This window comes from Bacillus sp. TE9106W (assembly GCF_054062215.1).
Map to the genome: position 1 here is coordinate 42537 of NZ_JBSSFA010000010.1, position 14530 is coordinate 57066.

13 protein-coding genes are annotated in these 14530 nt (G+C 35.0%); 10 read left to right on the top strand and 3 right to left on the bottom strand.

The genetic code is table 11. The annotated features are described in order from the left end of the window. Positions 1-170: 170 nt before the first annotated feature. Positions 171-767 (top strand): hypothetical protein, encoded by a 597-nt coding sequence (locus ACVWY7_RS18065; RefSeq protein ID WP_105989580.1) that lies wholly within the window; start codon positions 171-173, stop codon positions 765-767. A gap of 95 nt (positions 768-862) precedes the next feature. Here ACVWY7_RS18065 and racA read toward each other — a convergent pair whose 3' ends face one another. After that, entirely contained in the window at positions 863-1405 is a 543-nt protein-coding gene (gene racA / locus ACVWY7_RS18070) for a chromosome-anchoring protein RacA (protein WP_000456010.1), read from the bottom strand. A gap of 354 nt (positions 1406-1759) precedes the next feature. Between racA and ACVWY7_RS18075 the strand changes: the two genes are divergently transcribed. Both ACVWY7_RS18075 and ACVWY7_RS18080 read left to right on the top strand, forming a co-directional pair. Beyond that, positions 1760-3115, top strand: coding sequence for a hemolysin family protein (locus tag ACVWY7_RS18075; protein WP_033682027.1), 1356 nt, complete (start codon positions 1760-1762; stop codon positions 3113-3115). Between the two features lie 133 nt (positions 3116-3248). Then, the gene (locus ACVWY7_RS18080; protein WP_000716439.1) at positions 3249-4673 is read left to right on the top strand and encodes an aldehyde dehydrogenase family protein; all 1425 of its coding nucleotides are present in this window, start codon (positions 3249-3251) and stop codon (positions 4671-4673) included. A 120-nt stretch (positions 4674-4793) separates the two neighbouring features. Here ACVWY7_RS18080 and ACVWY7_RS18085 read toward each other — a convergent pair whose 3' ends face one another. Then, positions 4794-5186, bottom strand: a complete 393-nt coding sequence (locus tag ACVWY7_RS18085) for a YueI family protein (protein ID WP_000247555.1) — start codon at positions 5184-5186, stop codon at positions 4794-4796. A 235-nt stretch (positions 5187-5421) separates the two neighbouring features. Here ACVWY7_RS18085 and ACVWY7_RS18090 point away from each other — a divergent pair, with 235 nt between their 5' ends. Continuing rightward, a complete protein-coding gene (locus ACVWY7_RS18090) occupies positions 5422-6555 on the top strand; it encodes a BA2291 family sporulation histidine kinase (RefSeq protein WP_000425079.1) in 1134 nt (377 codons plus the stop codon). Positions 6556-6588: 33 nt separating this feature from the next. Here the strand turns inward: ACVWY7_RS18090 and ACVWY7_RS18095 are convergent, their stop codons facing one another. Further along, the gene (locus ACVWY7_RS18095; RefSeq protein WP_000083256.1) at positions 6589-7338 is read right to left on the bottom strand and encodes a DUF4397 domain-containing protein; all 750 of its coding nucleotides are present in this window, start codon (positions 7336-7338) and stop codon (positions 6589-6591) included. Positions 7339-8152: 814 nt separating this feature from the next. Between ACVWY7_RS18095 and ACVWY7_RS18100 the strand changes: the two genes are divergently transcribed. The 6 genes from ACVWY7_RS18100 to rocR all read left to right on the top strand — a co-directional run bounded on the left by ACVWY7_RS18100 (position 8153) and on the right by rocR (position 14416). Beyond that, positions 8153-9463, top strand: coding sequence for an aspartate aminotransferase family protein (locus tag ACVWY7_RS18100; RefSeq protein WP_073524170.1), 1311 nt, complete (start codon positions 8153-8155; stop codon positions 9461-9463). Beyond that, positions 9460-10158, top strand: coding sequence for an acetate CoA-transferase subunit alpha (gene atoD / locus ACVWY7_RS18105; protein WP_105989581.1), 699 nt, complete (start codon positions 9460-9462; stop codon positions 10156-10158). Before ACVWY7_RS18100 ends, atoD begins: the two co-directional genes overlap by 4 nt. Next, a complete protein-coding gene (locus ACVWY7_RS18110) occupies positions 10143-10805 on the top strand; it encodes a CoA transferase subunit B (RefSeq protein ID WP_000525295.1) in 663 nt (220 codons plus the stop codon). The genes atoD and ACVWY7_RS18110 overlap by 16 nt, the downstream gene beginning before the upstream one ends. 15 nt (positions 10806-10820) lie before the next feature. Further along, positions 10821-12089 carry a peptidase gene (locus tag ACVWY7_RS18115; RefSeq protein ID WP_456523884.1) on the top strand — a complete coding sequence of 423 codons (1269 nt, stop codon included), beginning with the start codon at positions 10821-10823 and terminating at the stop codon, positions 12087-12089. Then, positions 12086-12931 (top strand): putative beta-lysine N-acetyltransferase, encoded by an 846-nt coding sequence (ablB, locus tag ACVWY7_RS18120; protein WP_000878620.1) that lies wholly within the window; start codon positions 12086-12088, stop codon positions 12929-12931. Before ACVWY7_RS18115 ends, ablB begins: the two co-directional genes overlap by 4 nt. Positions 12932-13030: 99 nt before the next feature. Further along, complete coding sequence (gene rocR, locus ACVWY7_RS18125) at positions 13031-14416, top strand: arginine utilization transcriptional regulator RocR (RefSeq protein ID WP_003288007.1); 1386 nt, start codon at positions 13031-13033, stop codon at positions 14414-14416. Positions 14417-14530: the final 114 nt, after the last annotated feature.

Consider the following 14530-nt stretch of genomic DNA (forward strand, 5'->3'; position numbering starts at 1 on the left):
GAGAAGGATGGTACATGAGGGATAAGAGACGATTATGATGGAATTTAATTCGTTTTGCAGAATATAATAAGTCATAAATATTTTTAGTTGCATACGAAGATTTGTTCTTATATGATAGATAGCGTAAGCGTTATCAAAAAACAGAGCGGCGATGGGAAAGGCGGGGAAATATGTTCCAGCGTGTTCAAACAAAGGAAGAACATTTTTGGTTCGAGCAACTATGGGGAGATTTTTGTGAAGAAAGAAACTTAATGTTCGTAGAACGTAATTTAAATCCATCACGATTTTTATTAATAGAAGATGAGCATCATATCGGTACAGTAGAATGTATTAAGTATACGGTACCAGAGCAATCGAATTCTGAGTTTTTCTATCCGTTTTCTAAAAATGATTTAGTGAAAGATTTGCAAAATGTATATGAAATCGGCAAGTTAAGTATCGCGAAAACGTCTCGTGGGAGAGGACACTTCAAAAGACTAACAGCTATTTTATTTATGCATGCATTAGAAACGAGAGCAGAATGGTATATTGCAGCAGTTACAAAAAGAATGTATATGTATTTATTAACACTCGGTTTTCCAATTGAACCGATAGATAAGCCATTCCAATTTCATGATACTTTACAAGGTGTACCAGTACGAATTCATGCCCGAAAAGGGGCTACGCATTTGTATTCTTTAAAAGAATTTCGAGATGTGATTCAAGGGAATGCCCATGCACAGGCATTAATCGCAGAATACAGTAAGAATATTATGTTAACCAAATAAAAAGAAATGAATATGTATAATAAAGAGAATACTATTTTAAAATGAAATCATTCTTCATGAAAAAGACCCTTATTATTTTAATAAGGGTCTAAAAATTATAATCCAAATATACTAAAAATCATTTTACGGCGCTTCGGTTTCTTTTCACGTTCATATGTTGGTTTTGTATCGGGAGTAATATATATTGGTTCTTCTTTCTTGAGGCCAGCTTCTAGCTTTTGAATTCGCTCTAACATTTCCTCCATTTCACGGCGATGTTGTAAAAGTTGGTATGTAACAACATCATTTGCCTTATCTTGCATTTGTTCTTCCATTCGATCTAGTCTTCTCGTAATTGTGTTTAATTGAGCGGCTAATTGTTCAAAATCATGCGATGATATGTTTTGAACAATTGTATTTACTTGAGTTTTTAATTCTTCAACATCATTTGATGATGTTTTTTGAGTAGGGTGAGTGTTTTGAGACTGCTCTATTTGTGAACGATGGTATTCTAACATTTGGTCTAAATCATCTTGTGTGAAAATAAAGTGACCATATTTATTTTTTTCTATTGTAAGATTTAATTGTTGTGCAATCCGGACAACAGCCTTTGGGCTAACACCTAATTTCTTTGCGATAAATGGTGTTTTATATTCCAAAATAATCCCTCCTATATATATCCTGTTGAATGATTTCGATCTATGAAGGAAGTTCCCTTCTGGTATGACAAAAGAAGTGTGGAATCGGCAAAGAAAGTGTTTTTTCACGAAAAGAAGCTATAAAGAATATATCGTGTATATAAAAATATTTTATATTAACATTTAGAATCATTTGACTGAGGGAAATAAATTAGATTATCATAATGATAAATATCTTTTTTATGTATGCATATAATATATAAAAAGGTGGTTGCTAATGTAGAATTTTGTTAGAGTATTAGAATGCTTACTTCACTTGAATAAAATTAAGTAGGAGGTGGCTTCCTTACTTACAATGTAAGTAAGGAAAAGTATTTGGACATATATAGTATAAGTATAGTGATTGTTTTAATTGCCTTAACGGCATTTTTCGTTGCAGCAGAGTTTGCAATTGTTAAAGTACGAAGTTCACGAATTGACTATTTAATTGCAGAAGGAAATAATCGTGCAACATCTGTCAAAACAGTCATTACAAACTTAGACGAATATTTATCTGCTTGTCAGCTAGGAATAACAGTTACAGCACTGGGAATTGGGTGGTTCGGTAAACCAGCGTTAAAGCAAATGTTTGACACGCTTTTTGTGAATTTGAACATTTCTACTCAACTAGCAGACATTTTTGCTGTAATTTTAGTGTTTTTGTTTATTACATTTTTACATGTTGTAATAGGGGAATTGGCCCCAAAAACATTTGCGATTCAAAAAGCTGAGCAGGTAAGTTTATTTGTTGCTAAACCGTTAACTTTCTTTTATCGTATGGCGTTTCCATTTATTTGGCTATTAAATGGATCAGCCCGAATTATTACGAAGTTGTTAGGGCTGAAACCACCGAAAGGGCACGATGAAGTTCATTCAGAAGAAGAATTACGGTTGTTAGTTTCAGAAAGTTACAAAAATGGAGAGATTAATCAGTCTGAATATAAATATGTAAATAAAATCTTTGAATTTGATGATCGTATAGCAAAAGAAATAATGGTACCCCGAACTGAAATGCATATTATAAGTAAAGAAATGCCTGCTGAAGAAGCTTTGCAAAAGATGTCTCAGGAAAAATATACGAGATATCCAGTTGTTGATGGAGACAAAGATCACGTAATAGGCTTTGTGAACTTTAAAGATATTTTTACAGATTTTGTGCAGCATAAAGCGGTTCGTAATAAGAAAGTAGAGCAATATATTAGGCCGATTATTTTAGTTATCGACTCTATCCCAATACACGACTTATTTTTAAAAATGCAAAAACAAAGAACACATATTGCTATATTGATAGATGAATATGGTGGTACGTCTGGACTTGTTACTGTTGAAGACATTTTAGAAGAAATAGTTGGAGATATTCAAGATGAATTTGATACAGATGAACAGCCAGAAATTCAACAAGTTAGTGAAACGAAAACGATACTAGAGGGAAAAGTACTTGTTAGTGAAGTAAATACGTTATTAGGTTTAACGATAGATGATAATGGTGTTGATACAATTGGTGGATGGATTTTAACGAAAAATATAGAAATTGCTGAAGAGGATTTCATTGAAATCGAAAATTATAAGTTTTGCGTGAAAGAATTAGATGGACACTATATAAAGAGACTAGAAGTTACAAAAACTATAGAATCAATTGTTATTTTAGAAGATGAAAAACAAATTTCATTACAAGAACAAATTAGTTCGTAGACTCTGCTAGATGGCAGAGTTTTTTTTGAGCATAATATTTTTGGCAAAATAAGGACTATGTTACAATGAAATAAGTCAGACCTTTCACTAGGTGAAGTATTGTTGTATACATATATTTGAAAGGAGAAGAATTATGAAAAAGCATTTATATATAAATGGAGATTGGAAGTCTGTAAACACGTATAAACCATTATATGCACCATATTCTGAAGAAACATTAGCGGAAATTGCGCAAGGAACGGAAGAAGATGTAAAAGAGGCTGTTGCTGCTGCAAAAAATGCCATGAAAGAAATGAATACATTATCTGCATATGATCGTGCGACTATTTTAGAGAAAGTCGCACAAAAAATGGATGAAAGAAGAGAAGAATTTGCAGAGATTATTGCAAAAGAGGCTGCAAAACCAATACGTGCTGCAAGGGGAGAAGTAGATCGTACCGTTCAAACATATAAATTTGCAGCTGAAGAAGCGAAGCGTATATACGGTGAGACACTGCCACTTGATGCAGCACCTGGTGCAGATGGGCGTATTGCATACACAATACGAAAACCGATTGGGGTTATAGGGGCTATTACACCATTTAATTTTCCATTAAATTTAGTGGCACATAAAGTTGGTCCTGCAATTGCTGCTGGAAATACAGTTGTATTAAAACCAGCTGATCAAACGCCTCTATCATCTTACGCATTAATCGAACTATTTGAAGAGGCAGGATTGCCAAAAGGAGCTTTAAATATTATTTCTGGCCCCGGTTCAACTGTTGGTGAAGCAATAGTTACAAATGATGATGTGGCTTCCATTACTTTTACAGGAAGTCCGAAAGTTGGAATTGGAATTAAGGCAAAGGCTGGGTTAAAGAGAGTTACGTTAGAACTAGGATCAAATGCTGCAGTTATTATTGATGAAGATGTAGAATTAACAGATGAATTAATTGAACGTGTAAAATGGGGAGCATTTGTTAATAATGGACAAGTTTGTATTTCGGTGCAACGTGTTTTTGTACATGAAGAGAGAATGGATGATTTTCTATCAAAGTTACGGAAAGCGATGGAAACAGTTGTTGTTGGTGATCCGCTGATTGAGGAAACGGATGTATCAGCTTTAATTTCGAAAAAAGATGTTGAGCGTATCGATAACTGGGTGCAAGAAGCGGTTAAAGAAGGAGCAAACGTTTTATATGGCGGTAACAAACGTGATGAAAGGGTTTTTGAACCAACTGTATTAACAAATGTGCCAGAGCATGTATCTGTACAGTGCCAAGAAGTATTCGGCCCACTTATGACAGTAAATACATTTAAAGAATTTGATGAGGCCATAGAGCAAGTAAATAATTCTCGTTACGGTCTACAAGCAGGCGTATTTACTAATAATTTGTTTAAAGCAATGCGTGCAATTGATGAATTAGAAGTTGGTGGTGTCATGATAAATGATATTCCGACGTTCAGAGTAGATCATATGCCTTACGGTGGTGTGAAAGAAAGCGGCACAGGGCGTGAAGGAATTAAATATGCAATAGAAGAAATGACAGAAATGAAATTAGTATGTATTAAAAAATAAAGTATATAGAATGTAAATAGCGCAATAAAAAACGAGTAGGAAATGTTTACGATTCCATACTCGTTTTTTACTTTTTGCTTTACGCTTTTCAGAACGATTTCATTTAATCAAGTGTACCATTTACTTCATTTCTTGTTTGTAAATAGCATCTTCTACATAAATTTGTTCTTTGTCAACAGCAGTGCTATGAGATAATACTAAGCCGATTGGTGTCTCTATGCCTTTATTTTGAACAATTGTAAAAGGAACATTTTTTTCATTTGCCAATTTAATATATTTGGATAAATGTGGGTAAGCAATGCTACCATTTAGGAATATTTGTAATGAGTGAGAAGAGCGCATGCTACTAGCTACTTCAGCATATACATTACTTTGCATTACTTGACCGATAGTTAAAGCGATTTCTACACGCTCACGTAATGTAGTTAAATACATATTACGTTCTTCTGGTTTGTTCTGCTTTTGGCCGTAAATGCCTTCTTGGAGATAATCTTCCACATTTTTATTTACCATATTTTTCACACCTTTCCTTTCCTTTTCTATTGTACGAAAGAATGAATCAGGATGCAAAAAAAGTCGCATCGAATAAAAAAATTTGAATGAAAGGAAGGAAAATGGAATGCATCAATCTAAACAATTAATAAAGTTATAAAAATTTTATCAACACATATTAACAAAATGTGACAATAATCTATTAACGAATCATGATTTTTGTGTTAATATTCAAAATATAAAGGGTATTCGTCGCATGGAAATGGAGGAAATGGAGGTTTTTCCAATCGATAAGGATATTAAAGAAGTATTTTGTTCGCACTTGAAAAACAACAGGCACCAATTCGTTGAGAACTGGAAAAACAAAATGATAATTTCCGATAAAGATCCATTTAGACTAGAAGTAGTTCAAAATGGAGAGGATTTATTAGAGTTTATTATTGAACTTATTATGGAAGAAAAAGATATTAATTATCTTCAGCCATTATGCGAGAAAATTGCTATTGAACGTGCAGGAGCAGATGCTAATATAGGTGATTTTGTTTATAATGCAAATGTGGGAAGAAATGAGCTTTTCGAAGCGATGTGTGAATTAGATGTTAGTGCACGTGAATTGAAACCAATTATGACCCAAATACATACTTGTTTTGACAAATTAATTTATTATACTGTTTTAAAATACTCGGAAATTATATCAAGAAACTTAGAGGAAAAACAGCAATATATTAACGAAACACATAAAGAAAGGCTGACGATTTTAGGGCAAATGTCAGCTAGTTTTGTACACGAATTTCGTAATCCGCTTACTTCCATTATGGGATTTGTCAAATTATTAAAGGCAGATCATCCTAGTTTATCGTATTTAGATATTATTTCTCATGAATTAGACCAATTAAATTTTCGTATTTCGCAATTTTTACTCGTATCGAAAAAGGAAATGTGGAATGAATCAGAAAGTTTTTGGCTTAATGACTTGTTTCAAGATATTATACAGTTCTTATATCCGAGTTTGGTCAATGCAAATGTTTCGATTGAAAAGAATTTGCCATATCCAATTCCACTTACTGGTTATCGGAGTGAAGTGAGACAAGTATTTTTAAATATATTAATGAACTCAATTGACGCTCTTGAATCAATGAAAGAAGAACGGAAAATTATCATTGATGTATTTGAAGAAGATCAATCGATTCGAATTGTAATAAAAAATAATGGGCCAATGATTCCAGCTGAAAATGTAGAAACGATTTTTGAACCATTTGTAACTACTAAAAAGCTAGGAACTGGTATTGGATTATTTGTATGTAAACAAATTGTAGAAAAACATAATGGATCCATCATGTGTCGTTCGGATGACGATTGGACAGAATTCCAAATTGCATTTCAAAAATAAACAGTCTACACCAAATAAATGGTGTAGACTGTTTTAATTTGTAAGTATAACTGCTTCTAATTTAGGGTCTTTCGTGGAATAACCTAAAATTGAAATTGTATAAATAATGTTCGGTTCGACTTTGAAATCCGGTATAGTTAGCAATACACTTTGATTATCTGCGAGTGAAACTTCAATATCAGCTGTACCAGGGCTAACTTCTAAAAAATCTGTTATTTGTTTAAAGAGTACATTTTCAAATAAATGATCGCCATCTTTTAAACTTACATTTACAACAGGGGTATCGGGAGAAAAGTGTGCAAAGCGTATTTTTGCCTGACCTGCTGGTAAATGAGTATTATCAAGCATAGGCTGTAATTGTAGATGATTATCATTATTTATTGTAGCAAAAGTATAAGTGTGATTTCCCATTATTGGTACTAAAGCTGAAAAGATGGGAGTTTCATTTTCGACAGGAACAATATCTATTCGGTACTTACCTTGCACTAATGTTAAATAAGGGCTAAATTGTTTAAATGAAATATTTTTAATAACCTTTTGCCCGTTTACTAAAATATCAACCGCAGGTGTATTTGAAGCAGAGTGAAAAAATCTTATGTGTGAAGGTAAAGCAGCTTCTTGTGAATCTCTTTTTTCATATGCCTGTACAAGATTCGTAAGCGCATCATAATATTTCATATATAGTTCTACATATTTTTTTGGATTATGAAATTGATAGTAACGAGCGAGCTGTTCGTAACGTGCAGCTTCTTGTCCATATTTTTCGATTTCAGATTGAGACATGAACATTCCTCCTTTGTCATCATTAAAACTATATGCTTAGCAAGGATGAGGTTATGCGAAAAAATGGTTTCCAAAGGAGAAAATTTGTAATGAAGACGATGAAATGCATGGTCTGAAATTCTTGAAAAATAGGGATTTTTTAAATTATAGGCAAATACACATACAAAGTGATAATTGTCCTACATAATTTATAAAGGAATGGTAGTTTGACTTTGAGGGAAGGAGTGACGAATTGGGATATGGTTATCCCAAAGGTGATTGGAAATGAAGTTATGAAGGATTTTGTGCTATTGTTTTTGGTTCATTTTTGCAAGTGAAGGTATTAACCGGTAATAGAGCGTCGTGCCGAACTGATTAATGTGGTTAATCGGTTCTTTTTTTATTGTATAAAACGAACGCAATGTATGTAGAATATTGGTTTTTATACAAATAATCACTATGGATTTAGTAAGGATAATTGTCGAATTTTGTTTGAAAATATGCCATATAAAGTAGGGGAATAGGAAGGAGTTTAAAGGGAGTTTCGTCGAAGTTTACACAATGTCGGCAATTGAGCGAGGTTGGCATTATGTTAAAAAAATATTTAGTGAAGCGTTAATTTTATATAAGGGAGGGTTATTTGAGCGTATAGATAAGGGTTGGTCTTTGAATTAAGTTCTGAATTTTCTGTTTTTGAAATGATATTTAGCACTCATTTGTATATTTTATAATAGTTTTTTGATAAATTCACTGCTTTCGCAGAGGGTTCTTTTTTATGAAAGAAACGTCAATTTTCTTCATATATATATACAAATTGGAGAAATGGGGGAGCGCTATGCGCGATTACTTAATTAAACCACTTGTTGGTCAGCCGTATCCAATGATTTCACATGGAAAAGGTGTGTATTTGTATGATCAAAACGGAAATAAATATTTTGATGGCTCGTCAGGGGCAATTACGGCAGGTATTGGGCATGGCGTAAAGGAGATTGCGGACGTTATCAAAAAGCAAGCAGAGGAGATTGCTTTCGTTTATAGATCACAGTTTACGAGTGAACCAGCTGAAAAATTAGCGAAGAAATTAAGCGATTTAAGTGTAGGAGATTTGAACTGGAGCTTTTTTGTAAATAGTGGTACGGAAGCAAATGAAACAGCTATGAAAATTGCAATTCAGCATTTTCAAGAGCGGGGTATTCAAGGAAAGCATAAAATTTTGTCTCGATGGATGAGTTATCACGGCATTACGATGGGAGCATTATCGATGTCTGGGCATCCACTCCGTAGACAACGTTTCGTATCAATTTTAGAAGATTATCCAACTATTCCAGCTCCATATTGTTTTAGATGTCCGGTACAAAAAGTATATCCAACTTGTCAGCTTGCCTGTGCGACGGAACTAGAAAGGTCAATTGAAAGAATTGGAGCAGAACATATTGCCGCTTTTATCGCTGAACCGATTATTGGAGCAGCTGGAGGCGCAGTCGTTCCGCCGAAAGAATATTATAAAGTTATTAAAGATATTTGTAGCTATTACGATATTTTATTTATTGCTGATGAAGTAATGACTGGGCTTGGTCGTACTGGTGCATGGTTTGCGATGGAGCACTGGGGTGTAGAACCGGATATTATGACTCTTGGTAAAGGTTTAGGAGCTGGGTACACACCGATGGCAGCGACGGTTGTAAGTGACCGTGTTATGGAGCCGATTTTACGAGGGTCACGTTCTGTTATGAGTGGGCATACGTTAAGTGCAAATCCATTATCTGCAGCAACAGCTCTAGCTGTTATTGAATATATGGAGAAACATAATTTACCTGAAAAAACAGCGGAAAAGGGAGAGTATTTAATAAAGGGACTACAGAAAGTTCAGCAACAATCGACAATCATTGCTGATGTGCGCGGAAAAGGATTGCTGATCGGAGTAGAATTGCAACCGTTTTCAAAGGCGTCAGAACTTATTTCGGTTGCAGCTAAAAATGGTCTTCTTTTATACCAAGCTGTTTCAGGGCAAGCAGGAAAAGAAGATAGTGCACTGCTTGTGGCACCGCCAATGACAACTACATATTCCGAGTTAGATGAATTACTTTCAATTTTTGCAAAAAGTGTAGAAGAAATGATGCAAAAAGGAGGGCATAGTATCGCATGACAACTATTACGAATACATTCGATAAATTAAAAGAGATAGAGGAAGTAATTTCTTTATTCCACGATGATATGACATTAATGTTTGGGGGATTTGGGGGGATCGGATCCCCTCCATCTTTAATACAGGCGATTTTAGAAAAAGGAGTTACAAATTTAAATTTAATTGGAAATGATACGGGATTTCCTGATATAGGAATCGGTCGTCTCGTTACAAATGAAAGAGTAAAATCATTAATTACTTCTCATATCGGTTCAAATCCAAATGCAGGAAGACAGCTAAACGAAGGAAGGTTACAAATTGAATTTTCTCCTCAAGGAACATTAGCAGAGCGTATTCGAGCTGGTGGTGTAGGACTTGGTGGCGTATTAGTTGATGTAGGTGTTGATACGATTGTAGAAGAGGGAAAACGTACAGTTGAAATGAATGGCAAGACATATTTAATTGAAACAGCATTAACTGCTGAGGTTGCGATTGTATATGCGAAAAAAGCGGATCCATTTGGTAACCTTGTGTTTGATAAGAGCGCTCGTAACATGAACCCTCACGTTGCTATGGCCGGGGATATAACGATTGTAGAAGCAGAGGAAATCGTTCCACTTGGAAGTTTAGATCCAGAAGAAATTGTTGTCCCAGGAGTATTTGTAAATTATATCGTACCGTCGAAAGGAGTGAATTGGAAATGGGTATGGGCGTAGAAGTGAGAGATAAAATTGCTAGACGTGCGGCGAAAGAAATACAGAATGGAATGATTGTAAATTTAGGTATTGGTATACCATCGCTTGTACCAAATCATTTGTCTGACGATATAAACGTTATGTTTCATGCGGAAAATGGAATTGTAGGTATGGGACCTACGCCAAGTAAAGGAAATGAAGACGAAAATTTATGTAACGCAGCAGGTTTGCCAACTTCTCTTATTACAGGAGCAAGTTATTTTGATAGTTGCACAGCGTTTGGGATGATTCGAAAAGGTTTACTAGACATAACAATTCTTGGTTCATTACAAGTAAGTGAGAATGGTGATTTAGCGAACTGGATTGTTCCAGGAAAACGCGTTCCAGGTATTGGGGGAGCAATGGATTTAGCTCAAAAAGCGAAGCGGGTCGTTGTTGTGATGAATCATGTCGATAAATACGGAAATGCAAAAATTGTTTCGGAGTGTACATTACCATTAACTTCAAAAAAATGTGTAGATTTAATTATTACGGATATGGCAGTAATGGAAGTAACGGAGGGGGGACTTATTTTGCAAGAATTGATGAGCCCATACACAGTGGAAGATATAAAGCAACATACAGAAGCAAATTTTAAAATTGGCTCTAACTTACTAGTAATTGAATGAGGGGAGATGTAATATATGGAGCAATTAAAAAAACAAATTTGTGATTATATTGAGAGTCAAGAAGAAGAGAGCGTAAAATTTTTAAAACGATTAATTCAAGAAAAGAGCGTATCTGGTGATGAAAGTGGTGCACAGGCAATTGTGATTGAAAAATTGCGCGAGCTAGGTTTAGATCTTGATATTTGGGAACCTTCATTTTCTAAAATGAAAGATCATCCTTATTTTGTATCACCACGTACAAGTTTTTCGGATAGCCCGAACATTGTGGCAACCCTTAAAGGAAGCGGCGACGGGAAATCTATGATATTAAATGGACATATTGATGTTGTACCAGAAGGAGATGTGGACCAGTGGGACCATCATCCCTATAGTGGTGAGAGAATAGGAAATCGTATATACGGCCGTGGAACAACGGATATGAAAGGCGGCAATGTCGCGCTAATGCTTGCGATGGAAGCAATTATTGAATCTCGTATTGAATTAAAAGGAGATATTTATTTTCAAAGTGTAATAGAAGAAGAAAGCGGCGGAGCAGGAACATTAGCTACGATATTACGAGGATATAAAGCGGATGGTGTCATTATTCCAGAGCCGACAAATATGAAGTTTTTCCCGAAACAACAAGGTTCTATGTGGTTTCGTCTACATGTGAAAGGGAAAGCAGCACACGGTGGAACGCGTTATGAAGGGATAAGTGCAATTGAAAAAAGTATGTTTGTTGTAGATCATTTGAGAAAGCTGGAAGAGAAGAGAAATGATCGAATTACAGATCCGTTATTTAAAGGAATCCCGATTCCAATTCCAATTAATATTGGGAAAATTGAAGGCGGGAGCTGGCCAAGTTCTGTTCCCGATTCGTTAATTTTAGAAGGAAGATGCGGTATTGCGCCGAATGAGACTATAGAGGCAGCAAAAGAAGAGTTTGAGAATTGGATTACGGAATTAAATGATGTGGACAATTGGTTTGTTGAAAATCCTGTAGGAGTAGAATGGTTTGGAGCAAGATGGGTTCCAGGTGAACTGGAAGAAAATCATGAGTTAATGACAACGCTCGAGCATAACTTTGTTGAAATCGAAGGGAACAAACCGATTATTGAAGCATCTCCGTGGGGGACTGATGGAGGCTTATTTACACAAATCGCAGGTGTACCAACGATAGTATTTGGCCCAGGGGAGACGAAAGTAGCGCATTATCCAAACGAATATATAGAAGTTGATAAAATGATAGCTGCCGCAAAAATTATTGCATGTACATTACTAGATTGGTGTGAGGTGAAAAAATGAAATACTATGAATCTTTTAGAGAACAGACGAATGGCTATACAGTAGAAGGTGTTTTGGACTATTTTAATAAACGTATTCGAGTAGACCACTACACAGGAAATGTTGAGAGGATTATCCAAACAATTGATGAATTAGCAGAGAAACATTCTTTCACTAAATGTATTGTTAAAGGAAAGGGAGAGCATGTTTCCACATGGCTCTCTTTCGGTTTTTTATTAGAAGCAACATTACCACATTATTTTCAAGGTCATGATGCATACTTTTTCGTGAAATTTAATAATGATGAAAGACGAAATAGTATTCATTGGGCTGAGGAAGATACCATTTTAAGCGGTGTAAAAGCAAAAGAGGTAAAGGAAAAAATAGTCCCAGAGAAATTTCTATTAAGAAAAGCGACAGAAGAGGATGCAGAAGAATTAGCGGCTGTCTTTGGAGAAGTATTTGAAGTGTATCCAACTCCATTAAACGAAGCGAGTTATGTAAAACAAACGATGAAGGAAGACGATACAATTTACTATGTGTATGAATTCGAGGGGAAAATAATTAGTACAGCATCTGCAGAAATGAATATAAAAGAAGGAAATGCAGAATTAACGAATTGTGCTACTTTACCTGCATATCGTAAACATGGGTTTATGAAAAGTTTATTAATTAAGTTAGAAGAAGAACTTCAAGAGAAATCGATTTTCTGTTCTTATACAATTGCTCGATCGCTTTCTTTCGGAATGAATGCAGCCTTTTATCAGTTAGGCTATACGTATACAGGAAGATTGGCGAACAATTGCTACATTTTCGATAAGCTAGAAGATATGAATATATGGGTAAAAGATTTGTCTAAATAGTACGTTATAAAAATAGAACGGAACCGTCATGCTTATAATCGCACATAGGTATGCCGGAAATTCGGCATAGTATTTGCTGAATTTCCGGCAAGAGGGGGGATGACATTGCTAGCAGTTTCGACACAAGAAGTCATTGAAGCGATTTTGGGCAGTATTGATGAGGCTATACACGCAGTAGATGAAAATGGTATTACAATTTTCTATAATACTGTAGCTGCAAAACACGATGGATCAAAAATTGAAAAAGTGTTAGGTAAACATTTGTTAGAAGCGTTCCCTTCTTTATCTAGGGAAACAAGTACGTTGATGAAAGTGTTAGATACAAAAAAACCAATCGTTCATCAAGTGCAGCATTATCAAAATTTAAATGGAGAAGACATTTGCACAGTAAATACGACGTTACCTATTCTTATAGATGGAAATATTGCTGGAGCTGTTGAAATTGCAAAGGATTATTCCACAGTTCAAAAACTTACAGATACAATAGTCGATTTACAGTCGAAAATAAAGCGGTCATCTAGAAAAAAAGCGATCAAAAAGCATGTTGCATTTGAAACAATCGTGACGAATGACGCTCGGTTTAAACAGACGAAAGAATTAGCACAAAAAGTAGCTCCAACTGATGCGAATGTTTTAATATATGGGGAAACAGGAACAGGGAAAGAATTATTTGTACAAGCGATTCATGAAGCTTCTAAACGGAAAAACAAGCCGTTTATTGCACAAAACTGCGCAGCTTTGCCAGAGTCTCTATTAGAAAGTTTATTGTTTGGAACGACGAAGGGTAGTTATACTGGGGCAATTGAACGAGCGGGATTATTTGAACTTGTAGATGGAGGGACATTGTTTTTAGATGAACTGAATTCAATGCCACTCGATTTACAAGCGAAAATGCTACGTGTATTAGAAGATGGTGTTATTCGTCGTATTGGTGATAATAAGACGAGAAAAGTAGATGTTCGCGTTATTACGGCAATGAATCAGCCACCAGAAGTATGTTTAAAAGAGAATAAAATTCGCACTGATTTATACTATCGATTAAATGTCTTTTCATTATATATTCCGCCGCTCCGTGAAAGAACGGAGGACGTATTATTATTAGCGTCTTATTTTTTGAAAGAGTATAATAAAAGTTATAAAAAAGGTGTACTTCAAATGGATAAGGAAGCGAAAGAAAGACTACAATCTTACCAATGGCCTGGAAATGTTCGGGAGCTAAAACATACGATTGAACATGCTGTCATTATTGCAGAAGGGAATACATTAACAGCCAATTGTTTACCGCGTACATTTCGGAAAGAGAGTTTTCCGAAGAAGAAGAGCATATTGCCGCTTAGAGAAGCACTTCATCAAACAGAAAAAGAATTAATAGATCAAGCGTTAATTGAAACGGAAGGGAATATACTACAAGCTGCAAAAATGTTAGGCATCCCTCGTCAAACGCTTCAATATAAACTGAGTAAGTACGACAAAACCGCCGAATAATTGGCGGTTTTTGTGTGTTTGCACGAATAAAAGAGCGTTTACATATATGTAAAGTAATGAATATGATAGTATGTATGAATTTCATACAGTGCTTAAAAAAAATTTTTCGCTTAT

What these genes read in the sequence shown, in the direction of transcription:
- ACVWY7_RS18065 (WP_105989580.1), top strand. Translation starts at nt 171, where the DNA reads ATGTTCCAGCGTGTTCAAACAAAGGAAGAACATTTTTGGTTCGAGCAA.
- ACVWY7_RS18080 (WP_000716439.1), top strand. Translation starts at nt 3,249, where the DNA reads ATGAAAAAGCATTTATATATAAATGGAGATTGGAAGTCTGTAAACACG.
- ACVWY7_RS18090 (WP_000425079.1), top strand. Translation starts at nt 5,422, where the DNA reads ATGGAAATGGAGGAAATGGAGGTTTTTCCAATCGATAAGGATATTAAA.
- ACVWY7_RS18095 (WP_000083256.1), bottom strand. Translation starts at nt 7,338, where the DNA reads ATGTCTCAATCTGAAATCGAAAAATATGGACAAGAAGCTGCACGTTAC.
- ablB (WP_000878620.1), top strand. Translation starts at nt 12,086, where the DNA reads ATGAAATACTATGAATCTTTTAGAGAACAGACGAATGGCTATACAGTA.
- ACVWY7_RS18115 (WP_456523884.1), top strand. Translation starts at nt 10,821, where the DNA reads ATGGAGCAATTAAAAAAACAAATTTGTGATTATATTGAGAGTCAAGAA.
- ACVWY7_RS18110 (WP_000525295.1), top strand. Translation starts at nt 10,143, where the DNA reads ATGGGTATGGGCGTAGAAGTGAGAGATAAAATTGCTAGACGTGCGGCG.
- ACVWY7_RS18100 (WP_073524170.1), top strand. Translation starts at nt 8,153, where the DNA reads ATGCGCGATTACTTAATTAAACCACTTGTTGGTCAGCCGTATCCAATG.
- ACVWY7_RS18085 (WP_000247555.1), bottom strand. Translation starts at nt 5,186, where the DNA reads ATGGTAAATAAAAATGTGGAAGATTATCTCCAAGAAGGCATTTACGGC.
- rocR (WP_003288007.1), top strand. Translation starts at nt 13,031, where the DNA reads ATGACATTGCTAGCAGTTTCGACACAAGAAGTCATTGAAGCGATTTTG.
- atoD (WP_105989581.1), top strand. Translation starts at nt 9,460, where the DNA reads ATGACAACTATTACGAATACATTCGATAAATTAAAAGAGATAGAGGAA.